The sequence below is a fragment of the Rathayibacter sp. AY1E2 genome, assembly GCF_002932325.1.
In the GTDB taxonomy this organism is placed as follows: Bacteria; Actinomycetota; Actinomycetes; order Actinomycetales; family Microbacteriaceae; genus Rathayibacter.
In genome coordinates, this window is the sequence record NZ_PSVO01000003.1 from 23,873 (window position 1) to 42,909 (window position 19,037).

Sequence of the window (19,037 nt, forward strand, 5' to 3'; positions counted from 1 at the left end):
AGCCTAGGCCGCACCGGGCGCGGGATCCTGCGAGCAGGCGCCCACCCCCGGACGACGACGTGCCCGCCCCCTCGCGAGAGGGGACGGGCACGTCGTCGTTCGGCAGCCTGCTACGACATCAGGTCGGGCGTCGCCGGGCCGGCCGTGGCCGCTCCGGTGGACGCGCCGGCGCTGATCGAGATCAGACGCGGGGTCGTGGTGAAGACGAACCTGTTGTCGGCGAAGTCCACGTGGATGTGGTCTCCGGCGCCGAGCTCGCCGTGCAGGATCCGCTCGGACAGCTGGTCCTCGATCTCGCGCTGGATCGCCCGGCGCAGGGGGCGCGCACCGAGAGCCGGGTCGAACCCGACCTCGATCAGGCGCTCCTTGGCCGGCTGCGTCAGCTCCACCGTCATGTCGCGGTCGAGCAGACGGTCGCCCAGGCGCTTGATGAAGAGGTCGACGATCTGGAGCAGCTCGGGCTTCGACAGCTGCGGGAAGACGATGACGTCGTCCACGCGATTGAGGAACTCGGGCTTGAAGTGCTTCTTGAGCTCCTCGTTGACCTTGCCGCGCATGCGGTCGTAGCCGGTGGCGTTGTCGCCCTCGATCTGGAACCCGACGGGACCACCGGCGATGTCACGAGCACCGAGGTTGGTGGTCATGATGATGACGGTGTTCTTGAAGTCCACGACACGGCCCTGGCCGTCGGTCAGTCGACCCTCCTCCAGGATCTGGAGGAGCGAGTTGAAGATGTCCGGGTGCGCCTTCTCGATCTCGTCGAAGAGGACCACGCTGAACGGCTTGCGGCGCACCTTCTCGGTGAGCTGGCCGCCCTCCTCGAAGCCGACGAACCCGGGAGGGGCGCCGAACAGCCGCGAGACGGTGTGCTTCTCGCCGTACTCCGACATGTCGAGCGAGATCATCGCGTTCTCGTCGTCGAAGAGGAACTCGGCGAGCGCCTTGGCCAGCTCGGTCTTCCCGACGCCCGTGGGGCCGGCGAAGATGAACGAGCCCGAGGGGCGCTTGGGGTCCTTGAGGCCCGCGCGGGTGCGGCGGATCGTCCGCGAGAGTGCCGCGATGGCCTCCTCCTGGCCGATGACGCGCTGGTGCAGGGCCTTCTCCATGAAGACGAGCCGCGAGGACTCCTCCTCGGTGAGCTTGAAGACCGGGATGCCCGTCGCCTGGGCGAGGACCTCGGCGATCAGGCCCTCGTCGACCACGCCGGTGGCCTTGACGTCGCCCGACTTCCACTGCTTCTCGAGGCGCAGGCGCTCACCGAGCAGCTGCTTCTCCTCGTCGCGGAGCGACGCGGCCTTCTCGAAGTCCTGGTCCTCGATCGCGGCCTCCTTGGCGGAGCGGACCACGGCGATGCGGTCGTCGAAGTCGCGCAGCTCCGGCGGCGCCGAGAGGATCGAGAGGCGCAGGCGTGCGCCGGCCTCGTCGATCAGGTCGATCGCCTTGTCGGGGAGGAAGCGGTCGCTGATGTAGCGGTCGGCCAGATTGGCCGCCGAGACGATCGCGCCGTCGGTGATGGACACCTTGTGGTGCGCCTCGTAGCGGTCGCGCAGCCCCTTGAGGATGTTGATCGTGTGGGGCAGCGACGGCTCCGCGACCTGGATCGGCTGGAAGCGGCGCTCGAGAGCGGCGTCCTTCTCGAAGTGCTTGCGGTACTCGTCGAGCGTGGTCGCGCCGATGGTCTGCAGCTCGCCGCGGGCGAGCAGCGGCTTGAGGATCGAGGCGGCGTCGATCGCGCCCTCAGCGGCCCCTGCGCCGACGAGGGTGTGGATCTCGTCGATGAAGGTGATGATGTCGCCGCGGGTGCGGATCTCCTTCGTGACCTTCTTGAGGCGCTCCTCGAAGTCACCGCGGTAGCGGGATCCGGCGATGAGCGACCCGAGGTCGAGCGTGTAGAGCTGCTTGTCCTTCAGCGTCTCGGGCACGTCGCCGCGCACGATCGCCTGGGCGAGGCCCTCGACGACGGCGGTCTTGCCGACGCCGGGCTCGCCGATCAGGACGGGGTTGTTCTTGGAGCGGCGGGAGAGGATCTGCATGACCCGCTCGATCTCCTTCTCGCGCCCGATGACCGGGTCGAGCTTGTTGTCGCGCGCCGCCTGGGTGAGGTTGCGGCCGAACTGGTCGAGGATCTGCGATCCCCCCTGAGGCTGCTGCTGCTCACCGCCCACGGCGACCTGCTCCTTGCCCTGGTAGCCGGAGAGCAGCTGGATGACCTGCTGGCGCACGCGGTTCAGGTCGGCGCCGAGCTTGACCAGCACCTGAGCGGCGACGCCCTCGCCCTCGCGGATGAGGCCGAGCAGGATGTGCTCGGTCCCGATGTAGTTGTGGCCGAGCTGCAGCGCTTCGCGCAGGGACAGCTCGAGGACCTTCTTCGCCCGAGGCGTGAAGGGGATGTGGCCGGTCGGCTGCTGCTGCCCCTGGCCGATGATGTCCTGCACCTGCTCGCGCACAGCGTCGAGCGAGATCCCGAGGGACTCGAGCGCCTTGGCGGCCACTCCCTCGCCCTCGTGGATCAGGCCGAGCAGGATGTGCTCCGTGCCGATGTAGTTGTGATTGAGCATCTTGGCCTCTTCCTGGGCCAGGACGACGACGCGCCGCGCGCGATCGGTGAATCTCTCGAACATGCTGTCACTCCCTACAGAACCCGCAGGGGTGGGCTCCGATACGTCGACTGTAACCAGCGCTCCCCCCGGTGAGCAGGCCTGTTCGCCCTGGGCGTGCACGCGATCTGGAGGGGTGCGGGCGGCGGTCCCGTCCACCGGTCCATGCGAAGGCATACACTTCCCGCATGAGCAACCTGGAGGAGCATCCCGACGAGCTCCCCGTCGCCGCGGAGCCGGTCCCTCGCGAGCCCGGCGCGGTCGAGATCCTGGAGGCGCGGCTCGTCCCGCTCGGCGGTCCGCGCGCGATCGAGGTGCGCCGCACCCTCCCCCAGCGCTCGCGCTCGACCATCGGCGCATGGTGCTTCGCCGACCACTACGGCCCGGTGCGGCTCGGCGAGGAGGCCGGGATGGACGTCCCGCCACACCCGCACACCGGCCTGCAGACCGTGAGCTGGCTCTTCGAGGGCGAGATCGAGCACCGCGACAGCGTCGGCAGCCTCGCCGTCGTGCGCCCGGGCGAGCTCAACCTGATGACGGCCGGACGCGGCATCTCGCACTCGGAGGTCTCGACCGGGGGCGCGCCCGTCCTGCACGGGGTGCAGCTCTGGGTCGCGCTGCCCGAGGAGGCGCGGCTCGTCGATCCGTTCTTCGAGCACCACCGCGGCGTGCCCGTGGAGCTGCCCGGCGCGCTGGTGCGCGTCTTCGTCGGAGGGATGCTGGGCGCGTCGGTGCCCGCGAGCACCTTCACTCCGCTGGTCGCCGCCCAGATCGACCTCGAGCCGGGTGCCCGGGTCGAGCTGCCGGTCGAGGAGTCGTGGGAGTACGGCGTGCTCGTCGACGCCGGCCCCGTGGCGGTCGAGGGCGCGGACGTCCCGCGCTCGGACCTCGCCTACCTGGCGCCCGGCCGCTCGCACCTGATGCTGACCGCCGGGGACGCGGGCGCCCGCGTGGTGCTGCTCGGCGGCGAGCCGTTCGCCGAGGAGCTGGTGATGTGGTGGAACTTCGTCGGCCGCAGCCACGACGACGTGGCGGCCGCCCGCGAGCGCTGGCAGTCCGACGTGATCGCCGGGGCGGATCCCGCGGGACCGTTCGGCACCGTCGACGGGTACGGCGGAGGCGCGCTCCCCGCGCCCGTGCTGCCGACCGTGCGCCTCAAGCCGCGCCGCCGGGCCTGAGCCGAGACCGTCAGGCCGAGGCGCTCCGAGGCGGGGCCCACGACGCGGGAGCGCGGGAGTCGCGATGATCCCGCTCGACCACCGCGACTCCCGCGCTCTCACCGGCGCGTCAGGACGCGTCCGACTCCTTCTTCGCGGCGGCCTTCGCTGCTGCCTCGCGGTCGGTGGCCTCGGCCGTCTCGCGGAAGGCGCGGCGAGGATCCTGCAGCGCGCTCATCGGCGAGAGGTCGCGCGGAGTGACGGCGTCGACGAGCCAGCCCGTGATGATCCGCCACTTGCGGTCCAGGGTCGGCATCGCCGCTCCGTGGTAGGCGCGGTGGGCGAGCCAGGCGGGGAGGCCGCGCAGCTTCACGCCCTTGATCAGGCCGGCGCCCTTGCCGATGCCGTACTCGGCGACGGTCCCGACGGAGGCGTGGCGGTACTCCTCCACGGTGCCTCCGGTGAGGTCGGCGATGATGTTGCGCGCCAGGAGCTTGGCCTGCCGGACCGCGTTCTGCGCGTTCGGCGGGTAGTACGCGGGCTGCTTCTCACTGGTGAGGTCCGGCACCTGCGCGCCGTCGCCGGCCGCCCAGGCGCCGCCCACCGGCTCGCCGTCCTCGCGAATGACCCGCAGGCGCGCATCCGCCATGACGTGGCCCTTCGGCCCGCGGGGCGCGTCGGTCGCGTCGAGGATCGGGTTCGGCTTCACGCCGGCGGTCCACACGATCGTGGCCGTCGGGATGCGCTCGCCGGAGGAGAGCTCCACCACGCCGTCCTCGCAGGAGGGCATCGTCGTCTTCAGGTGCACGTGCACGCCGCGCGAGCGGAGGTGGTCGAGCGTCCACTTCGAGAGCTCGGGACCGACCTCGGGGGCGACCCGGTCCAGTGCCTCGACGAGGTGCCAGGTGACGTCGCCCATCGAGAGGGAGGGCTGCGCGGCGAGGGTCTTGCGGCTGAGGTCGAGCAGCTCGCTCAGCGCCTCGACGCCGGTGTAGCCGCCACCGACGAAGACGAAGGTGAGCAGGCGCCGACGCTCGGCGGGATCGGTGGTGAGCGCCGCCTTCGCGATGTTCTCGATGACGCGGTCGCGCAGGTGCGCCGCCTCCTCCACCGTCTTGAAGCCGATGCCGTGCTCGGCGAGACCCGGCGTGGGGAAGGTGCGGGTGACGGCCCCGAGCGCGAAGACGACCTGGTCGAACTCGAGCGTGCGGGTGGAGCCGTCCATCGCGGCGACGGTGGCGCTGCGCTCGGCGAGGCTCACGCCGGTGATCGCACCGCGGATCACGCGGGTGCGCTTGAGCGCGGAGACCAGCGGCACCGTGACGTGGCGCGGCTGGACGTGCCCGCCGGCGACCTCGGGCAGCAGCGGCTGGTAGGTCATGTAGGGGTTCGGCTCGACGACGGTGACGTCGATCGGCGCCTCCCCCCGTCTCTTCTCGAGGCCCCAGGCCGTGTACAGGCCGACGTAGCCGCCGCCGAGGATGAGGATGCGCGTCGTACGGGATGCCGTCATGTCCGTTCCCTTCTCGAACCCGGCGCCGGGCAGGCGGAACCGGATGGTGCTGAGGACGTTCCGACGCTACGCGGGGCGCGGCGGCCCGCACAGGGACTTGCGCGACGAGTCGGTCCCGCGCATCCTCCGCCGTCGGGCGGTGGCGCGGATCGCTACTGCAGCGCCGAGGTGAGCCGCGCCAGGTTGTCGAGCAGGGTCGAGCGGAGCGGCTGCTGGCGCCACTCGCGGAGGGTCAGCTCGCGGGAGTGCTCGCGGTAGTCCTGCTGCACCTGGCGCAGGTCCTCGACGAACTCCGAGCCGCGCACCATGAGCGAGACCTCGAGGTTGAGCGTGAAGGAGCGCATGTCCATGTTGCTCGAGCCGATCACGGCGACGTCGTCGTCGATCGTGAAGTGCTTCGCGTGCAGGATGGTCGGCTTGCGGTACATCCAGATGCGCACGCCCGCGGTCAGCAGCGTCTCGTAGTACGAGCGCTGGGCGTGGTAGACCACGGCCTGGTCGCCGATCTCGGAGACGAAGAGCTCCACGTGCACGCCCCGCCGGGTCGCCGTGGTGATCGCGTAGAGCATCGCCTCGTCGGGCACGAAGTACGGGCTGGTGATGATGATCGACTTCTGCGCCGAGTAGAGCAGCGTCAGGAACAGGCGCAGGTTGTTCTCGCCCTCGAACCCCGGCCCGCTCGGCACCACCTGGCAGTCGATCGTGTCGCGCTGCTGCAGCGCCTCCATCGGCTCCGACTCCCGCAGGAGCAGCTCGTCGGTCTCGCTGTACCAGTCGGTGATGAAGATGGCGTTGATGCCCTGCACCACCGGCCCCTCGAGGCGCACCATCAGGTCGTGCCAGTGCAGGCCGCGGCGGATGTTGCCGCGCTTGTTGTAGCTGGAGTCGACGACGTTCTGCGAGCCCATGAAGGCCGCGTTGCCGTCGACGATCAGCAGCTTGCGGTGGTTGCGCAGGTCCGGCCGCTGGTACTGCCCGCGCCACGGCCGCACGGGGAGCATGTACGACCACGAGGCGCCCGCCCGCTCGAGGGCGCGCAGCCGGCGATGGGTGCCGCTGTAGTAGCCGGGCACGCGGATCGACGCGATGTGGTCGAGGAGGATCCGCACCCGCACCCCGCGCGCCACCGCGCGGTCGAGCGCGTCGAAGAAGGGCGCGGTGGTCGAGTCGGCGGCGAGGATGTAGAACTCGCAGTGCACGTAGCGGCGGGCGCGGTCGATCTCGGCGGCCATCGCGCGGATGGTCTGCTCGTAGTCGCCCTGGAGGCGCGCGTCGTTCCCGCCGACCAGCGGCATGGCGCCGAGGTTGCGGTTGAGGGTGACCACCGACTCCAGCCACTGCGGCCACGGGTGCTCCCGGGCGACGCGGTCGATGCCGTCGGTCGACTCCAGGATGAACCGGTTGATCTCCTGCTGCTTCCGGCGGCGCTTGCGCGGCAGTCGGTAGCTCCCGATGAAGAGGAACAGCAGGATGCCGACGTACGGGATGAGGAAGATCGCCATCAGCCAGGCGAGGCCGGTGGTCGGACGACGGTTCCGCGGCACGACGATCACGGCGATCACGCGGACCACGAGCTCGACGACCACGGCCGCGATCGGGAGGATCACGGCCCAGTCGGGTGCGGGCACCGCGCCTCCTCGTTCGTCGTGCGGAGCCGCTCAGCGGGCGTGGAAGGCACCCGCGCGGCGGCGGTGGTCAGGAGGCGTCGCGGGGAGGCAGGCCGCGGCGCTCGCGCTCGCGGGCCTCGATGCGGTCGTACGCGCGGCGCTCGTTGCGGTCCGAGCGGATGAGGGCGCGCATCACGAACCAGAAGATGGCTCCGACCGTGATCGTCGGCACGAGGGCCCACAGCCCCTGGTTCCACAGCTCCCAGTCCATGCGGCGATCCTACCCGCGGCACCGGCGCGGGAGCCGTGAGCCCGGAGGCCCGTGCGCCCAGCGGCCTTCGCGGGCGCTGGGCGCTACTGGCTCTCGACCGACTTGTTCAGCGCCGCGGCATCGGAGTTGAGGCCCTCCAGCTCCGAGCGCAGGCCGTCGTACACGGCGATGTCCGCGTCGATGGCGGCGCGGGTGGCGTCGACGGCCTGGCTGCGGGCGAGCAGATCGGCGCGCTCCGTCTCGAACTCGGCCGTCGATCCGAAGTCGCCGCTGTCGGCGCGCGAGTTGAAGTCGTCGATCTCGACGTTGAGCGCGTCGTACTCGGCGTTGTTCGCGTCGACCCGCGCCGTGAGGTCGGCGTACATCGTCTCGATCCGGGAGACCAGGTCCTCGATGCGGTTCTCGAGATCGGTGAAGACCGCCTCGTAGCGGGCGTTCAGGCCCACGACGACCGAGCGGTCGTCGAAGAACTCGGCGTAGTGCGCCTCGAGCGCCGGCGGCAGGTCGGCCACCTCGGTCCCCAGGATCGAGTGCAGCTCGTTGACGCGCTCGCCGAGGCCGCCGGTGCGGTACAGCTCGAGGCGCTCGGCGATCGTGCCGTCCTGCGGGAGGGTCTCGTACGCGGCCTCGAGCTCGTCGCCCAGCTCGGCCTGCTCCTCCGCGTCGAGCCGCACCCACGCGGCGTGCAGCATCTCGTGCGCCGCCGTCACGTCGCGGATCCCGTCGAGGTCGGGGTTGGCGACGTCCGAGATGTAGATGCTGGTGCCGGTGTAGCAGCCGAGGACGATGTCGTCGGAGGCGCCGTAGCCGCAGAGGTCGTTGAAGCCGGCGGTCGGCTCGACCGACGGGCTCGACGCGTAGTAGAGGGCGCGGCCGCGGTCGGACATGGCGGTCCGCTCCGCGAAGCCGGCGATCGTGGGGTCGGGCGTGAACGCCTCGGCCGCCCGCCGGTCGGCCAGCGCGGTGCCGACGTCGCCGGAGGAGGTGAGGACGCTCGCGGCGACCGCGGTCCCCACTCCGAACTGCGCGATCGTGAGGACGCCCGCCGCGACGGCCGCGACGATGCTCGATGCCCTGACCATGTCTCCCCCTCGGCTCCTGCGACCCTACTTGACGAGCGGGAAGAGGATCGTCTCGCGGATCCCGAGGCCGGTGATCGCCATCAGGAGGCGGTCGATGCCCATGCCCATGCCGCCGGTGGGGGGCATGCCGTGCTCGAGGGCGCGGAGGAAGTCCTCGTCCAGGCGCATCGCCTCGTCGTCGCCGGCGGCGGCCTGGCGGGCCTGCTCGACGAAGCGCTCGCGCTGCACGACCGGGTCGATCAGCTCGGAGTAGCCGGTGGCCAGCTCGAAGCCGCGGACGTAGAGGTCCCACTTCTCGACGACGCCCGGGATGCTGCGGTGCGCGCGCACGAGCGGCGAGGTGTCGACGGGGAAGTCCATCACGAAGGTCGGACGCGTCAGGCCGCCCTTCACGAAGTGCTCCCACAGCTCCTCGACGTACTTGCCGTGCGTGGGGACGTGCACCTCGACGCCCTCGCGCGCGGCGAGGGTCTCGAGCTCGGCGAGCTCCGTCTCCGGGGTGATCGCGATGCCTGCCGCGAGCGACAGGCTCTCGTACATCGAGATGCGGTCCCACCGGCCGCCGAGGTCGAAGTCGGTGCCGTCGGCCCAGGTGACCACGTGCGAGCCCGCGACGGCCTGCGCCGCGTTCTGGATCAGCTCCTGGGTGAGGTCGGCGATCGAGTTGTAGTCGCCGTACGCCTGGTAGGCCTCGAGCATCGCGAACTCGGGCGAGTGGGTGGAGTCGGCGCCCTCGTTGCGGAAGTTGCGGTTGATCTCGAAGACCCGGTCGATGCCGCCGACGACGGCGCGCTTGAGGTAGAGCTCGGGCGCGATGCGCAGGTACAGCTCGGTGTCGAACGCGTTCGAGTGCGTGGCGAAGGGGCGGGCGGAGGCGCCGCCGTGCATCACCTGCAGCATCGGGGTCTCGACCTCGAGGAACTCGTGCGAGGCGAAGGTGTCGCGGAGGGAGGCGTTCACCCGGGCGCGGGTGACGACCGTCTCGCGGGCCTGGGGGCGCACGATCAGGTCGAGGTAGCGCTGGCGCATCCGGGTCTCGTCGCCGAGCTCGTTGTGCAGGTTCGGCAGCGGCAGGATCGCCTTCGCGGCGATCGTCCACTCCGACACCCACACGCTCAGCTCGCCGCGCTTGCTCGAGACGACCTCGCCCTCGACGAAGAGGTGGTCGCCCAGGTCGACGAGCTCCTTCCACGCCGCGAGCGACTCCTCGCCCACGTCGCCGAGCGAGACCATGGCCTGGATCCGCTCGCCGTCGCCGGCCTGCAGGGTCGCGAAGCAGAGCTTGCCCGTGTTGCGCTGGAACACCACGCGGCCCGCGAGGCCGACGCGCTCGCCGGTCTTCACGTCCGGCTCGATGCCCTCGTGGCGCGCCCGGACGGCCGCGATGGTGTCGGTGACTCCGACCGCGACGGGGTAGGCGCCGGCGCCGAGGTCGTCGCCCGCGAGCTCGAGCAGTCGCTCGCGCTTGGCGAGGCGGACGGCCTTCTGCTCGGAGGCCTCCTGCTGCGCGGCCCGCTCGGCGGCGGCCTGCTCGGAGTCGGACTGCTCGGCGGCGGGGGTCGTGGACTCGGGGACGTCGGGGGTGTCGGCCATGAGGGGTCGCGGTGCTTTCGGTTCGGGGCGGACGGCCGCGATCAGGCGAGCAGGATCGGGGCGTTGTCGAGGAGGCGGGTGGTGCCGACGATCGCGGCGACGAGCACGAGTGCCGGGCCGCGGTGGTCGGCGTCGACCGGGAGGAGCGTCGCGGGATCCACGACGACGAGGTAGTCCAGCTTAACGAGCGGCTCGGCGTGCGCGACGGCCTCGGCGGCCTCGATCGCCGCGGCGGCACCGCGGTCCGCGGCTTCCGTGGCGGCCGCGAGGAGGCGCGGGAGCACGAGGCCCGCGCGGCGCTGCTCCTCGTCGAGGTAGCGGTTGCGGCTGGAGCGGGCGAGCCCGTCCTCCTCCCGCACGATGCCGACGCCCTCGATCTCCACGGGCAGGTCGAGGTCGCGGACCATGCGGCGCACGAGGAACAGCTGCTGCGCGTCCTTCTGCCCGAAGACCGCGACGTCCGGCTGGGCGATGCTCAGGAGCTTGGCGACGACGGTGAGCATCCCGTCGAAGTGGCCCGGTCGCGCGCGCCCCTCGTAGAGGCCGCCGACCTCGCCCGCGACGACCCGCGTCGAGGACGGCCCGTCGGGATACATCTCGGCGACTCCCGGGGCGAAGAGGAGGTCGGCCCCGGCCGCGTCGAGCAGGGCGGTGTCGCCCTCGAGGTCGCGCGGATAGCGGTCCAGGTCCTCGGTCGGACCGAACTGCAGCGGATTCACGAACACCGACACGACGACGACGTCGGCCAGCTCGCGCGCCCGCTCGACGAGGGCGAGGTGCCCGGCGTGCAGGGCGCCCATCGTCGGCACGAGCGCGATGCGCCGACCGGCCCGCCGCGCCTCCTGCAGCCGCTCGCGGAGGTCGCCGATGCGGTGGACGGTGCTGATCACCCGACGATGCTACCGGCGGGCCCGCGACCAACGGGGCCCTCGGCACGGAGACGCCGTGCTCCTTCGCGAGGCACCGCCTCCCGAGCGGCGTCCCACCCGGGGAGCGGCGTCTCGAGCGGCGCCGCCCGTCAGCCCGCCGCGCGGCGCAGGGCGTCGTCGACGGAGGAGCGGACGAGACTGGAGAGGAAGAAGCCCGGCTTCTCGACGCCGATGCCCGCCAGCAGTCCCGCCGCCTGGTCGACGATCGCGGTCGAGAAGGTCGTGGCGGTCGAGACGGCCTCCGCGTAGGCGGCGCGGTCCGACTCCGCCACGGTGACCGGCTCCCCGCCCATCTCGACCACCAGCGCCTGCGCGATCGGCAGCACCGGGCCCGGTGCCGACACGGCGAAGTAGGTCTCGGCGAGGCGCGCCAGGTCGAGGCTGGTGCCGCTGAAGGCCATCGCCGGGTGGACTGCCAGGGGGATGACCCCGGAGGCGAGCGCCGGAGCGAGCACCCCGTAGCCGTGCTCAGGCGCCGTGTGCAGCACCAGCTGGCCGGGCTGCCACGCTCCGGTCGCGGCGAGCCCCGCGACCAGGGCGGCGATCTCGCTCCCGGGGACGGCGACGATCACCAGCTCGCTGCGCTCGACGAGCTCGGGGATCGCGAGCACGGGGACTCCGGGGAGCAGCGCGTCGGCGCGCTCGCGGCCGCTCTCGCTGGTGGTGGCGATCCCGATCACGGCGTGGCCGGCCCCGGCGAGCGCGGCACCCAGCACCGGGCCCACGCGTCCGGCACCGATCACGCCGACGCCCAGGCGTCCGTCGCGGCGGTTCTCAGGCATGCGGTTCCCCCTCCGGAGCGGGCCAGTCGGGCAGGGCGGGTGCGGCCGCGCGCCGCCCCCACTGGTGGCTCGCGTCGCGGTCGGCGGCCCGCACTCCGGCCGTCGCGAGGCTCTCGAAGAAGGCGAGTCCGTCGGCCGCGCTCATCACCGGCACGAGCGGAGTGACGGGGCCGGCCACCGTGTGCACGCGCGCCGAGGCCAGCCCGAGCAGGCGCTGGAGCGGTCCCTGCTGGACCCCGACGCTCTGCATCCGCGCCAGGGGCACCACGGCGACCCGCCGCCAGACCGCTCCGCTGCGCAGGATCGCGACCTCGTCCGTCAGCCGGTACCCGGTCCTCCGGAACGAGAAGGGGCGGAGCCACACCGCCGACCGCGGCGCCCGGGTGAAGCCGGCCGCGTCGCGGTGCCGGAGTGCGTCTCCGACGGGCGTCGACTCCGCTCCCTCGGCCGGTCCGGGCAGCAGGAGGGCGAGGACGCGCTCGACCGCGGCGAGGTCGCCCACGGGCAGGATCGTGGTGTTCGGCTCGCCGTTCGCCCCGCGGGAGGCCGCGTGGCCGGCGCGGTCGATCCGCACCTGCCACCAGCCGAAGGGGCGCCAGAGCAGCGGCTGCGTGATCTCGACGGCGTGGATCCGGCCGGGCGGGATCGTGTCGCTGCTGGTCGAGAGCACGCCGTAGCCGACCCGCACTCCGTCGGGCGTCGCGGCGATCGAGTACCGGAGCGAGCGCACGAACTGGCGGACGTAGTAGCTGCCCGAGCCGATCAGGCCCGGCAGGATCGCGAAGAGCACGTAGGGCGAGCCGTAGACGGCGACGAACACCACGGCGACGACCGAGGCGGCCAGGAACAGCGTGAAGCCGCTGAAGACGAGCGAGCCGAGGAGTCGGCCCGGCGGGATCGAGACGACCGACTCGGGCGGCGTCTCGTCCTGAGGCTCGCCGAACTCCTCCAGCCGGCGCGCCAGGAACCCGCCCGCCGGAGCCGCACCGTCGACCGTCGCCTCCCGCTCGCGCACCCCGGACGCGAGCCGCAGGATGTCGCGGCGCAGGGCGTCAACCAAGCGCGACCCGAGGTACGACAGCTGGACGTTCGCGTCCTGCCCGGCCACGCTCACCTCGAGCTTCGCGGCTCCGAACAGCCGCGCGAACAGCGGACGCTGCACCGCGATGCCCTGGATGCGGTCCAGCCGCGCCCGCCGGTTGGTCCGGAAGAGCACGCCGGAGCGCACCTCGACGACCTCGTCGGTGATGCGGAAGGTGTGCATCCGCCAGGACAGCCAGAACGCGAAGACGGCGACCGCCAGGCCCACCGCGACCGCCAGCAGCGCCCAGCCGACGAGGCCGCGGCGCAGCAGCTCGTCGACCGGATCGCCGCTCTCGTACCCCTCCGGCCCGGGCAGGAACAGCTCGACCAGGCGCTCGCGGAGGTTCGTGATCACGATGCCGAGGACGACCAGCAGGCCGATCCCGCCCTTGAGGACCGGGGTCGCGGGATGGAGGCGGTGCCACTCCCCGTCGGCGAGGTCCGTCTCGACGGCGCGGAGCTCGGTCACAGGCCGGCCCGGCGCGACTCGGCGAGCTCGACCAGGCGGTCGCGGAGCTCCTCCGCGTCCTGCTCGGCCAGGCCCGGGATGCTGACGCCGGTCGATGCGGCGGCGGTGACGAAGCGGAGGTCGGCGAGGCCGAGCGCCCGGGCGAGCGGCCCGCGGTTGACGTCGATGAGCTGCATCCGCCCGTACGGCACCGACACGAAGCGCTGGAACATGATGCCGCGGCGGAAGAGGAGGTCGTCCTGGCGCAGGAGGTAGCCGTAGGCGCGCGCACGGCGCGGGGCCACGATCAGGAGGGTCACCGCGAGGGCGGCCGCGGCGGCCATCGGGATCCAGCCCCACGGCAGGCCGATCAGCATCAGCACCACGGGCACGGCGAGCAGCAGCACGCTCGACACGACGGCCGACACGATCTCGACCGCGACGTACCGGGGCGAGACGCGGCGCCACTCCCCCGTGATGTCGAGGCGGTCCCGCCGGCGTCCCCTCGCGTCGCGGCGGGTCGTCGGCGACGCGTCCTCGGGCTCGGCGGGCATGGCGTCGTCCTCACTGCCCGCGGCGATCCGGGCGTCGGCGTCAGGCGTGGTTCACCTCGCCGACGGCGCTGTCGTCGTCGTCGCTCGGCGGGATGGTGCACAGGTGCTCGGCGACCAGGCCGGCCACCAGCAGGACGAGCGCACCCACGATGGTCGCGACGTCCTGCCACACGGAGCCTAGCGAAGGGATCGCACGGCTCAGCAGGTACACCAGGATGCCGCCGGAGGCTCCGAGCAGCAGAGAACCGACGTGGCTGGACGCCTTCGCCAGCACCACGACGCGCATCGCCCGGAACGGATCGATGGGCCGGCGCAGCGTGCCCATCGTGGCGCGGTGGATCGGGACGGCGAAGCCGAGCACGAGGGCCGCGACCACGATCAGGGTCAGCGGAACCGTCAGCGGCGGGATGAGCACGGGGCGGCCGGCGGCGGCGATCGCGAGGTCGAGGAGGAACCCCGCGACGGCCCCGGCGAGGCCGAGTCCGAGCAGGGTGCTGATGCGGGTGCGCCTCACGGGGTCCTGCTCTCGGGGTCGGCGGTGCTGCCGCGGGCGGAGTCGCGCCCCGGCCAGGTCAACCCGGCCGGGTGGTCGGTCACGCGGTCGGTCGCCCGTGCGCGCAGCTCGGCCACGGGTCCGGCTCCGGGAAGGACCGCCGCCGGCTCGACGTCGAGCCACGACTCGAGCACGAACGCCCGCTCGGCCGCCCGCGGGTGCGGGAGGGTCAGGTGCGCGTCGTCGCGGAGCACGCCGCCGACCGCGATCACGTCGATGTCGAGGGTCCGGTCGCCCCAGCGCTCCTCGCCCTCGCCGCGGATCCGGCCGCCGGCCGATTCGATCGCCGCCGTCGCCGCGAGCAGATCGTCGGGCTCGAGGACGGTCGAGCCGGTCACGACCGCGTTGAGGTACCCGGGCGCGTCCTCGTCGACGCCCTCGGGCTTCCACGCGGGCGACTCGACGACCTTGGACACCGCCTCGATGCGCAGGCCCGGCGTCGTGGCGAGGGCCCGCAGCGCCTCCTCGAGGTGCGCCAGGCGGTCGCCGAGGTTGCTGCCGAGCGCGAGCACGACGTGGCGCACCGGGCGGACGCGCTCCTGCCGCGGCCTCACGAGCGGGTCCTCGTGATCTGCACGGCGACGTCCTCGAACGGCAGCGGGATCGGCGCGTCCGGCTTGTGGACGGTGATGCGGACGACGTCGGCGGCGGCGAAGCCCAGGGCGACCCGGGCGAGGCGCTCGGCCAGGGTCTCGATGAGGTCGACCGGGTCGCGGGTCACCGCGTCGGCCAGGGCGATCGCGAGCTCGCCGTAGTGCACCGTCTCGGCCAGCGCGTCGCCCTCGGCCGCCGGCGCGGTGTCGAGCCAGACCGTCGCGTCGATCACGAAGTCCTGTCCGTTCTCGCGCTCGAAGTCGAAGACGCCGTGGTGCGCGCGCACGCGCAGCCCGGTGAGGGTGATGGAGTCGCGCACGGCGAGGGCGGCGGGGTCGATCGCGGTCACGGGGTCTCCTCCTGGAGTCGGGCGGCGAGGGCCAGGGCACGGGCGGACGAGCGGACGTCGTGGACCCGGACGCCCCAGGCGCCGTGCTCGGCGGCGATGAGGCTCAGCATGGCGGAGACCTCGTCGCGCTCGGCGGCCGGGGCGCCGGCGGGGGCGAACGGAGCGAGGAACCGCTTGCGCGAGTGGCCGACCAGGACCGGGAAGCCCAGCGAGACGATCGCGTCGAGCCCGGCCAGCAGCGCCCAGTCGTGCGCGCCGACCTTCGCGAAGCCGAGGCCGGGGTCGAGCAGGAGGCGGTCGTCCCGGATCCCGGCCTCACGGGCGGCGTCGACGCGGCGCTCGAGCTCGCCGCGGACGTCCGCCACCACGTCGCCGTAGGAGGCGAGAGCGGTCATGCCCGCGCTGTGCCCGCGCCAGTGCATCGCGATGTAGACGGCGCCGCGCTCGGCGACGAGCGCGAGCATCCGCGGATCGGCGAGGCCGCCGGAGACGTCGTTGACGACGACGGCGCCGGCATCCAGGGCGGCCTCGGCCGTGGCGGCGCTCATCGTGTCGATGCTGACGCGCACCCCCTCCGCGGCGAGGGCGCGGACGACGGGCAGCACGCGGCCCTGCTCGGCGGCGGAGTCGACGCGCGCCGCACCGGGACGGGTGCTCTCGCCGCCGACGTCGACCAGATCCGCGCCGAACGCGGCGGGTCCGTCCCCGGCGGGCCGGGTCAGGTCGAGGCCGTGGCGGACGGCGTCGTCGACGGACAGCCAGCGGCCGCCGTCGCTGAACGAGTCCGGAGTGACGTTGAGGATCCCGAGGAGCGCGGCGCGGCCGGTCGGCGTGAGGTCGGCGACGGTGGTGGCCACGTCACTCCCCCCGCGCGGCGCCGATCAGCGCGATGATCTCGGCGCGGGCGGCCGGGTCGGCGAGGGAGCCGCGGGCGGCGACCGTCACGGTCGAGCTCGCGGTCTGGCGCGGCCCGCGCATCCGCACGCAGCCGTGCTCGGCGTCGACCACGACGAGCACTCCCTCGGGAGCGAGGCCCTGCTCGAGCGCGTCGGCGATCTGCTCGGTCATCCGCTCCTGGATCTGCGGTCGCGACGCGACCGTCTCGACCACGCGCGGCAGCCGGCCGAGGCCGACGACCCGCTCGCGCGGCCGGTAGGCGATGTGCGCGACGCCGAGGAACGGCAGGAGGTGGTGCTCGCAGACGGAGCGGAAGGCGAGGTCGCGCACGATCACCGTCTGGTCGAGCGGCGACTCCTGGCCGCCCTCCACCACCGCGAACGTCTCGGTCAGCTGGGCCGCGGCGTCGTCGTCGAACCCGCCGAAGAACTCCTCGTACGCCTCGGCGAACCGCCGCGGCGTGTCGAGGAGTCCCTCGCGGCCCGGGTCGTCCCCGATGGCCGCGAGGATCTCGGCGACGGCCGCCTCGATGCGCGCCTTGTCGACGGGCACGCGCGCGCTACGCCGTCGCGGGGCGCGGGTTGATCAGCGGCGGGCGCTTCGGCGCGACCTCGTCGGCACCAGCGGAGGAGACTCCCCCGTCGGTCGCACCCGAGTCGATCGGCGCCTTGGCGACCGGGACCGCGATGGGCGGCAGATCGGACAGGGGGCGCTTGTCGCTCGAGAGCCACTGCGGGCGCTCGTCGATGCGGCGGACGTCCTTGAAGATCTCGGCCAGCTGGTCGTGGTCGAGCGTCTCCTTCTCGAGCAGCTCCATCGCGAGGCGGTCGAGGATGTCGCGGTTGTCGTTGATGACCTGCCACGCCTCGTCGTGCGCCTGCTCGATGAGCTGGCGCGTCTCGGCGTCGACCGTCTCGGCGATCTGCTCGGAGTAGTCGCGCTGGTGGCCCATGTCGCGGCCCAGGAACATCTCGCCCGACGACTGGCCGAGCTTGACCGCTCCGACGTTCGCGGACATGCCGTAGTCGGTGACCATCTTGCGGGCGATGGAGGTCGCCTTCTCGATGTCGTTCGACGCTCCGGTCGTGGGGTCGTGGAAGACGATCTCCTCCGCGACGCGGCCGCCCATCGCGTACGTGAGCTGGTCGAGGAGCTCGTTGCGGGTGGTGGAGTACTTGTCCTCCAGCGGGAGCACCATCGTGTAGCCGAGGGCGCGGCCGCGCGGCAGGATCGTGACCTTGGTCACGGGGTCGGTGTGGCGCATCGCCGCCGCCGCCAGAGCGTGTCCGCCCTCGTGGTAGGCGGTGATCAGCTTCTCCTTGTCGCGCATGACCCGCGTGCGGCGCTGCGGCCCCGCAATGACGCGGTCGATGGCCTCGTCGAGCGCGCGGTTGTCGATCAGCTGCGCGTTGGAGCGGGCGGTGAGCAGTGCGGCCTCGTTGAGGACGTTGGCCAGGTCGGCGCCGGTGAAGCCCGGGGTCTTGCGGGCGACGACCTCGAGGTCGACTCCGCCGGCGAGCGGCTTGCCGCGGCCGTGGACCTCGAGGATCCGCTTGCGGCCGAGCAGGTCGGGGGCGTCGACGCCGATCTGGCGGTCAAAGCGGCCCGGACGCAGCAGTGCGGGGTCGAGGATGTCGGGGCGGTTCGTCGCCGCGATCAGGATGACGTTCGTCTTGACGTCGAAGCCGTCCATCTCGACCAGCAGCTGGTTGAGGGTCTGCTCGCGCTCGTCGTGACCGCCGCCCATCCCGGCGCCGCGGTGGCGGCCGACGGCGTCGATCTCGTCGACGAAGATGATGGCCGGCGAGTTCTCCTTCGCCTGCTGGAAGAGATCGCGGACACGGCTCGCGCCGACGCCGACGAACATCTCGACGAAGTCCGATCCGGAGATGGAGTAGAAGGGGACGCCCGCCTCGCCCGCGACCGCGCGCGCCAGCAGGGTCTTGCCGGTGCCGGGAGGGCCGTAGAGCAGGACGCCCTTCGGGATGCGGGCGCCGACGGCCTGGAACTTCGCGGGCTCCTTGAGGAACTCCTTGATCTCGTGCAGCTCCTCGATCGCCTCGTCGGCGCCGGCGACATCGCCGAACGTGACCTTGGGCGACTCCTTCGAGACGAGCTTCGCCTTCGACTTGCCGAACTGCATGACGCGGTTGCCGCCGCCCTGCATGCCCGAGAGCATCAGCCAGAAGAACGCGCCGATTAGCAGGATGGGGAGCAGGAAGCCGAGAGCCGAGAGGAACCAGTTGGTCTGCGGGACCTCGTCGTTGTAGCCGGTGCTGCCGAGATCGGCCGCGGACACCGCGTCGACGACCTCCGCGCCGCGAGGTGCCACGTAGTAGAACTGCACCTGCGTGCCGTTGTCGCCGTCGGCCTGCTTGAGCGTGAGATCGACGCGCTGCTCGCCGTCCACGATCTTCGCCGAGTCGACCTTGCCGTCCTTCAGGAGGTCGAGACCCTCCTGCGTCGTGACCGGCCGGAAGCCGGACATGGTGATCAGCGAGGAGCCGATCCACACCGCGACGATCGCCAGGACGACGTAGAGGATGGGACCCCGGAAGATGCGCTTCACGTTCATGCTTGTTGCGGGTGCGACACCCGGCGCCTTTCTGACGAGGAGATTGTGCCTGCCAGGCTACCTCCCGCACTCTGAGCGCCGCCCACGCGTTCGCCGTGGGCCGAACGGCCGCGGGCGGTGTTGTCTGGCGGGGATGCGGCGGGCCGCATCCCCGCGCGCGGTCGGCTTCGCGACGGGGTGCGTTCCGCAGAGCGGGTCTCGTCGGACTGCCGGGAAACGCTGACACGCGTTTCCCGGTCCGCGTCCTCTGCCTTGCGGGTGGAGGTCGCGGGGATCGGCGCTTCGGCGGTAGGGACGCGCCGCGAGAGCGCAGGAGTTGTCGCACTCGAGCTCGACAGCGACAACTACTGCGGTCTCGGGAAGGAGGCGAAGGTGTCCGAGCGGGGCGCGCCGCGAGAACGCAGGAGTTGTCGCACTCGAGCTCGACAGCGACGACTACTGCGGTCTCGGGAA

General features: G+C 72.3%; 17 protein-coding genes. 1 reads left to right on the plus strand and 16 read right to left on the minus strand.

Annotated elements, in window-relative coordinates; translation table 11 throughout:
* Positions 1 to 110 precede the first annotated feature (110 nt).
* Entirely contained in the window at positions 111 to 2,621 is a 2,511-nt protein-coding gene (locus tag C5C49_RS03655; protein WP_104234294.1) for an ATP-dependent Clp protease ATP-binding subunit, read from the minus strand.
* Between the two features lie 164 nt (positions 2,622 to 2,785).
* Between C5C49_RS03655 and C5C49_RS03660 the strand changes: the two genes are divergently transcribed.
* A complete protein-coding gene (locus C5C49_RS03660; protein WP_104345441.1) occupies positions 2,786 to 3,775 on the plus strand; it encodes a pirin family protein in 990 nt (329 codons plus the stop codon).
* Between the two features lie 109 nt (positions 3,776 to 3,884).
* Here the strand turns inward: C5C49_RS03660 and C5C49_RS03665 are convergent, their stop codons facing one another.
* From C5C49_RS03665 to ftsH, 15 genes are all read right to left on the minus strand, one after another.
* A complete protein-coding gene (locus C5C49_RS03665) occupies positions 3,885 to 5,267 on the minus strand; it encodes an NAD(P)/FAD-dependent oxidoreductase (protein ID WP_104345442.1) in 1,383 nt (460 codons plus the stop codon).
* A gap of 152 nt (positions 5,268 to 5,419) precedes the next feature.
* Positions 5,420 to 6,895, minus strand: a complete 1,476-nt coding sequence (gene cls / locus C5C49_RS03675) for a cardiolipin synthase (protein WP_104224093.1) — start codon at positions 6,893 to 6,895, stop codon at positions 5,420 to 5,422.
* 67 nt (positions 6,896 to 6,962) lie between these two features.
* Positions 6,963 to 7,145: a hypothetical protein gene (locus C5C49_RS03680; protein WP_104224094.1), complete on the minus strand. Its 183-nt coding sequence runs from the start codon at positions 7,143 to 7,145 to the stop codon at positions 6,963 to 6,965.
* Between the two features lie 83 nt (positions 7,146 to 7,228).
* Complete coding sequence (locus C5C49_RS16845; RefSeq protein WP_104255539.1) at positions 7,229 to 8,227, minus strand: hypothetical protein; 999 nt, start codon at positions 8,225 to 8,227, stop codon at positions 7,229 to 7,231.
* Between the two features lie 24 nt (positions 8,228 to 8,251).
* Positions 8,252 to 9,820 (minus strand): lysine--tRNA ligase, encoded by a 1,569-nt coding sequence (gene lysS / locus C5C49_RS03690; RefSeq protein WP_104345444.1) that lies wholly within the window; start codon positions 9,818 to 9,820, stop codon positions 8,252 to 8,254.
* Between the two features lie 41 nt (positions 9,821 to 9,861).
* Positions 9,862 to 10,710, minus strand: a complete 849-nt coding sequence (gene panC / locus C5C49_RS03695; RefSeq protein ID WP_104345445.1) for a pantoate--beta-alanine ligase — start codon at positions 10,708 to 10,710, stop codon at positions 9,862 to 9,864.
* Positions 10,711 to 10,838: 128 nt separating this feature from the next.
* Positions 10,839 to 11,531, minus strand: a complete 693-nt coding sequence (locus tag C5C49_RS03700) for a Rossmann-like and DUF2520 domain-containing protein (RefSeq protein WP_104224097.1) — start codon at positions 11,529 to 11,531, stop codon at positions 10,839 to 10,841.
* On the minus strand, positions 11,524 to 13,083 hold the full coding sequence (locus C5C49_RS03705; RefSeq protein ID WP_104345446.1) for a PH domain-containing protein: 1,560 nt from the start codon (positions 13,081 to 13,083) through the stop codon (positions 11,524 to 11,526). Before C5C49_RS03705 ends, C5C49_RS03700 begins: the two co-directional genes overlap by 8 nt.
* On the minus strand, positions 13,080 to 13,616 hold the full coding sequence (locus C5C49_RS03710; protein ID WP_104345447.1) for a PH domain-containing protein: 537 nt from the start codon (positions 13,614 to 13,616) through the stop codon (positions 13,080 to 13,082). Before C5C49_RS03710 ends, C5C49_RS03705 begins: the two co-directional genes overlap by 4 nt.
* 40 nt (positions 13,617 to 13,656) lie before the next feature.
* Complete coding sequence (locus tag C5C49_RS03715) at positions 13,657 to 14,130, minus strand: DUF3180 domain-containing protein (protein ID WP_104345448.1); 474 nt, start codon at positions 14,128 to 14,130, stop codon at positions 13,657 to 13,659.
* Positions 14,127 to 14,723 (minus strand): 2-amino-4-hydroxy-6-hydroxymethyldihydropteridine diphosphokinase, encoded by a 597-nt coding sequence (folK, locus tag C5C49_RS03720; protein WP_104345449.1) that lies wholly within the window; start codon positions 14,721 to 14,723, stop codon positions 14,127 to 14,129. Before folK ends, C5C49_RS03715 begins: the two co-directional genes overlap by 4 nt.
* Positions 14,720 to 15,112, minus strand: coding sequence for a dihydroneopterin aldolase (gene folB / locus C5C49_RS03725; RefSeq protein WP_104347803.1), 393 nt, complete (start codon positions 15,110 to 15,112; stop codon positions 14,720 to 14,722). The genes folK and folB overlap by 4 nt, the downstream gene beginning before the upstream one ends.
* Positions 15,109 to 15,969 (minus strand): dihydropteroate synthase, encoded by an 861-nt coding sequence (gene folP / locus C5C49_RS03730; RefSeq protein ID WP_104287740.1) that lies wholly within the window; start codon positions 15,967 to 15,969, stop codon positions 15,109 to 15,111. Before folP ends, folB begins: the two co-directional genes overlap by 4 nt.
* 1 nt (position 15,970) lies before the next feature.
* Positions 15,971 to 16,561 (minus strand): GTP cyclohydrolase I FolE, encoded by a 591-nt coding sequence (folE, locus tag C5C49_RS03735; protein WP_104224103.1) that lies wholly within the window; start codon positions 16,559 to 16,561, stop codon positions 15,971 to 15,973.
* Positions 16,562 to 16,568: 7 nt separating this feature from the next.
* Positions 16,569 to 18,584, minus strand: a complete 2,016-nt coding sequence (ftsH, locus tag C5C49_RS03740; protein WP_104224104.1) for an ATP-dependent zinc metalloprotease FtsH — start codon at positions 18,582 to 18,584, stop codon at positions 16,569 to 16,571.
* Positions 18,585 to 19,037 lie beyond the last annotated feature (453 nt).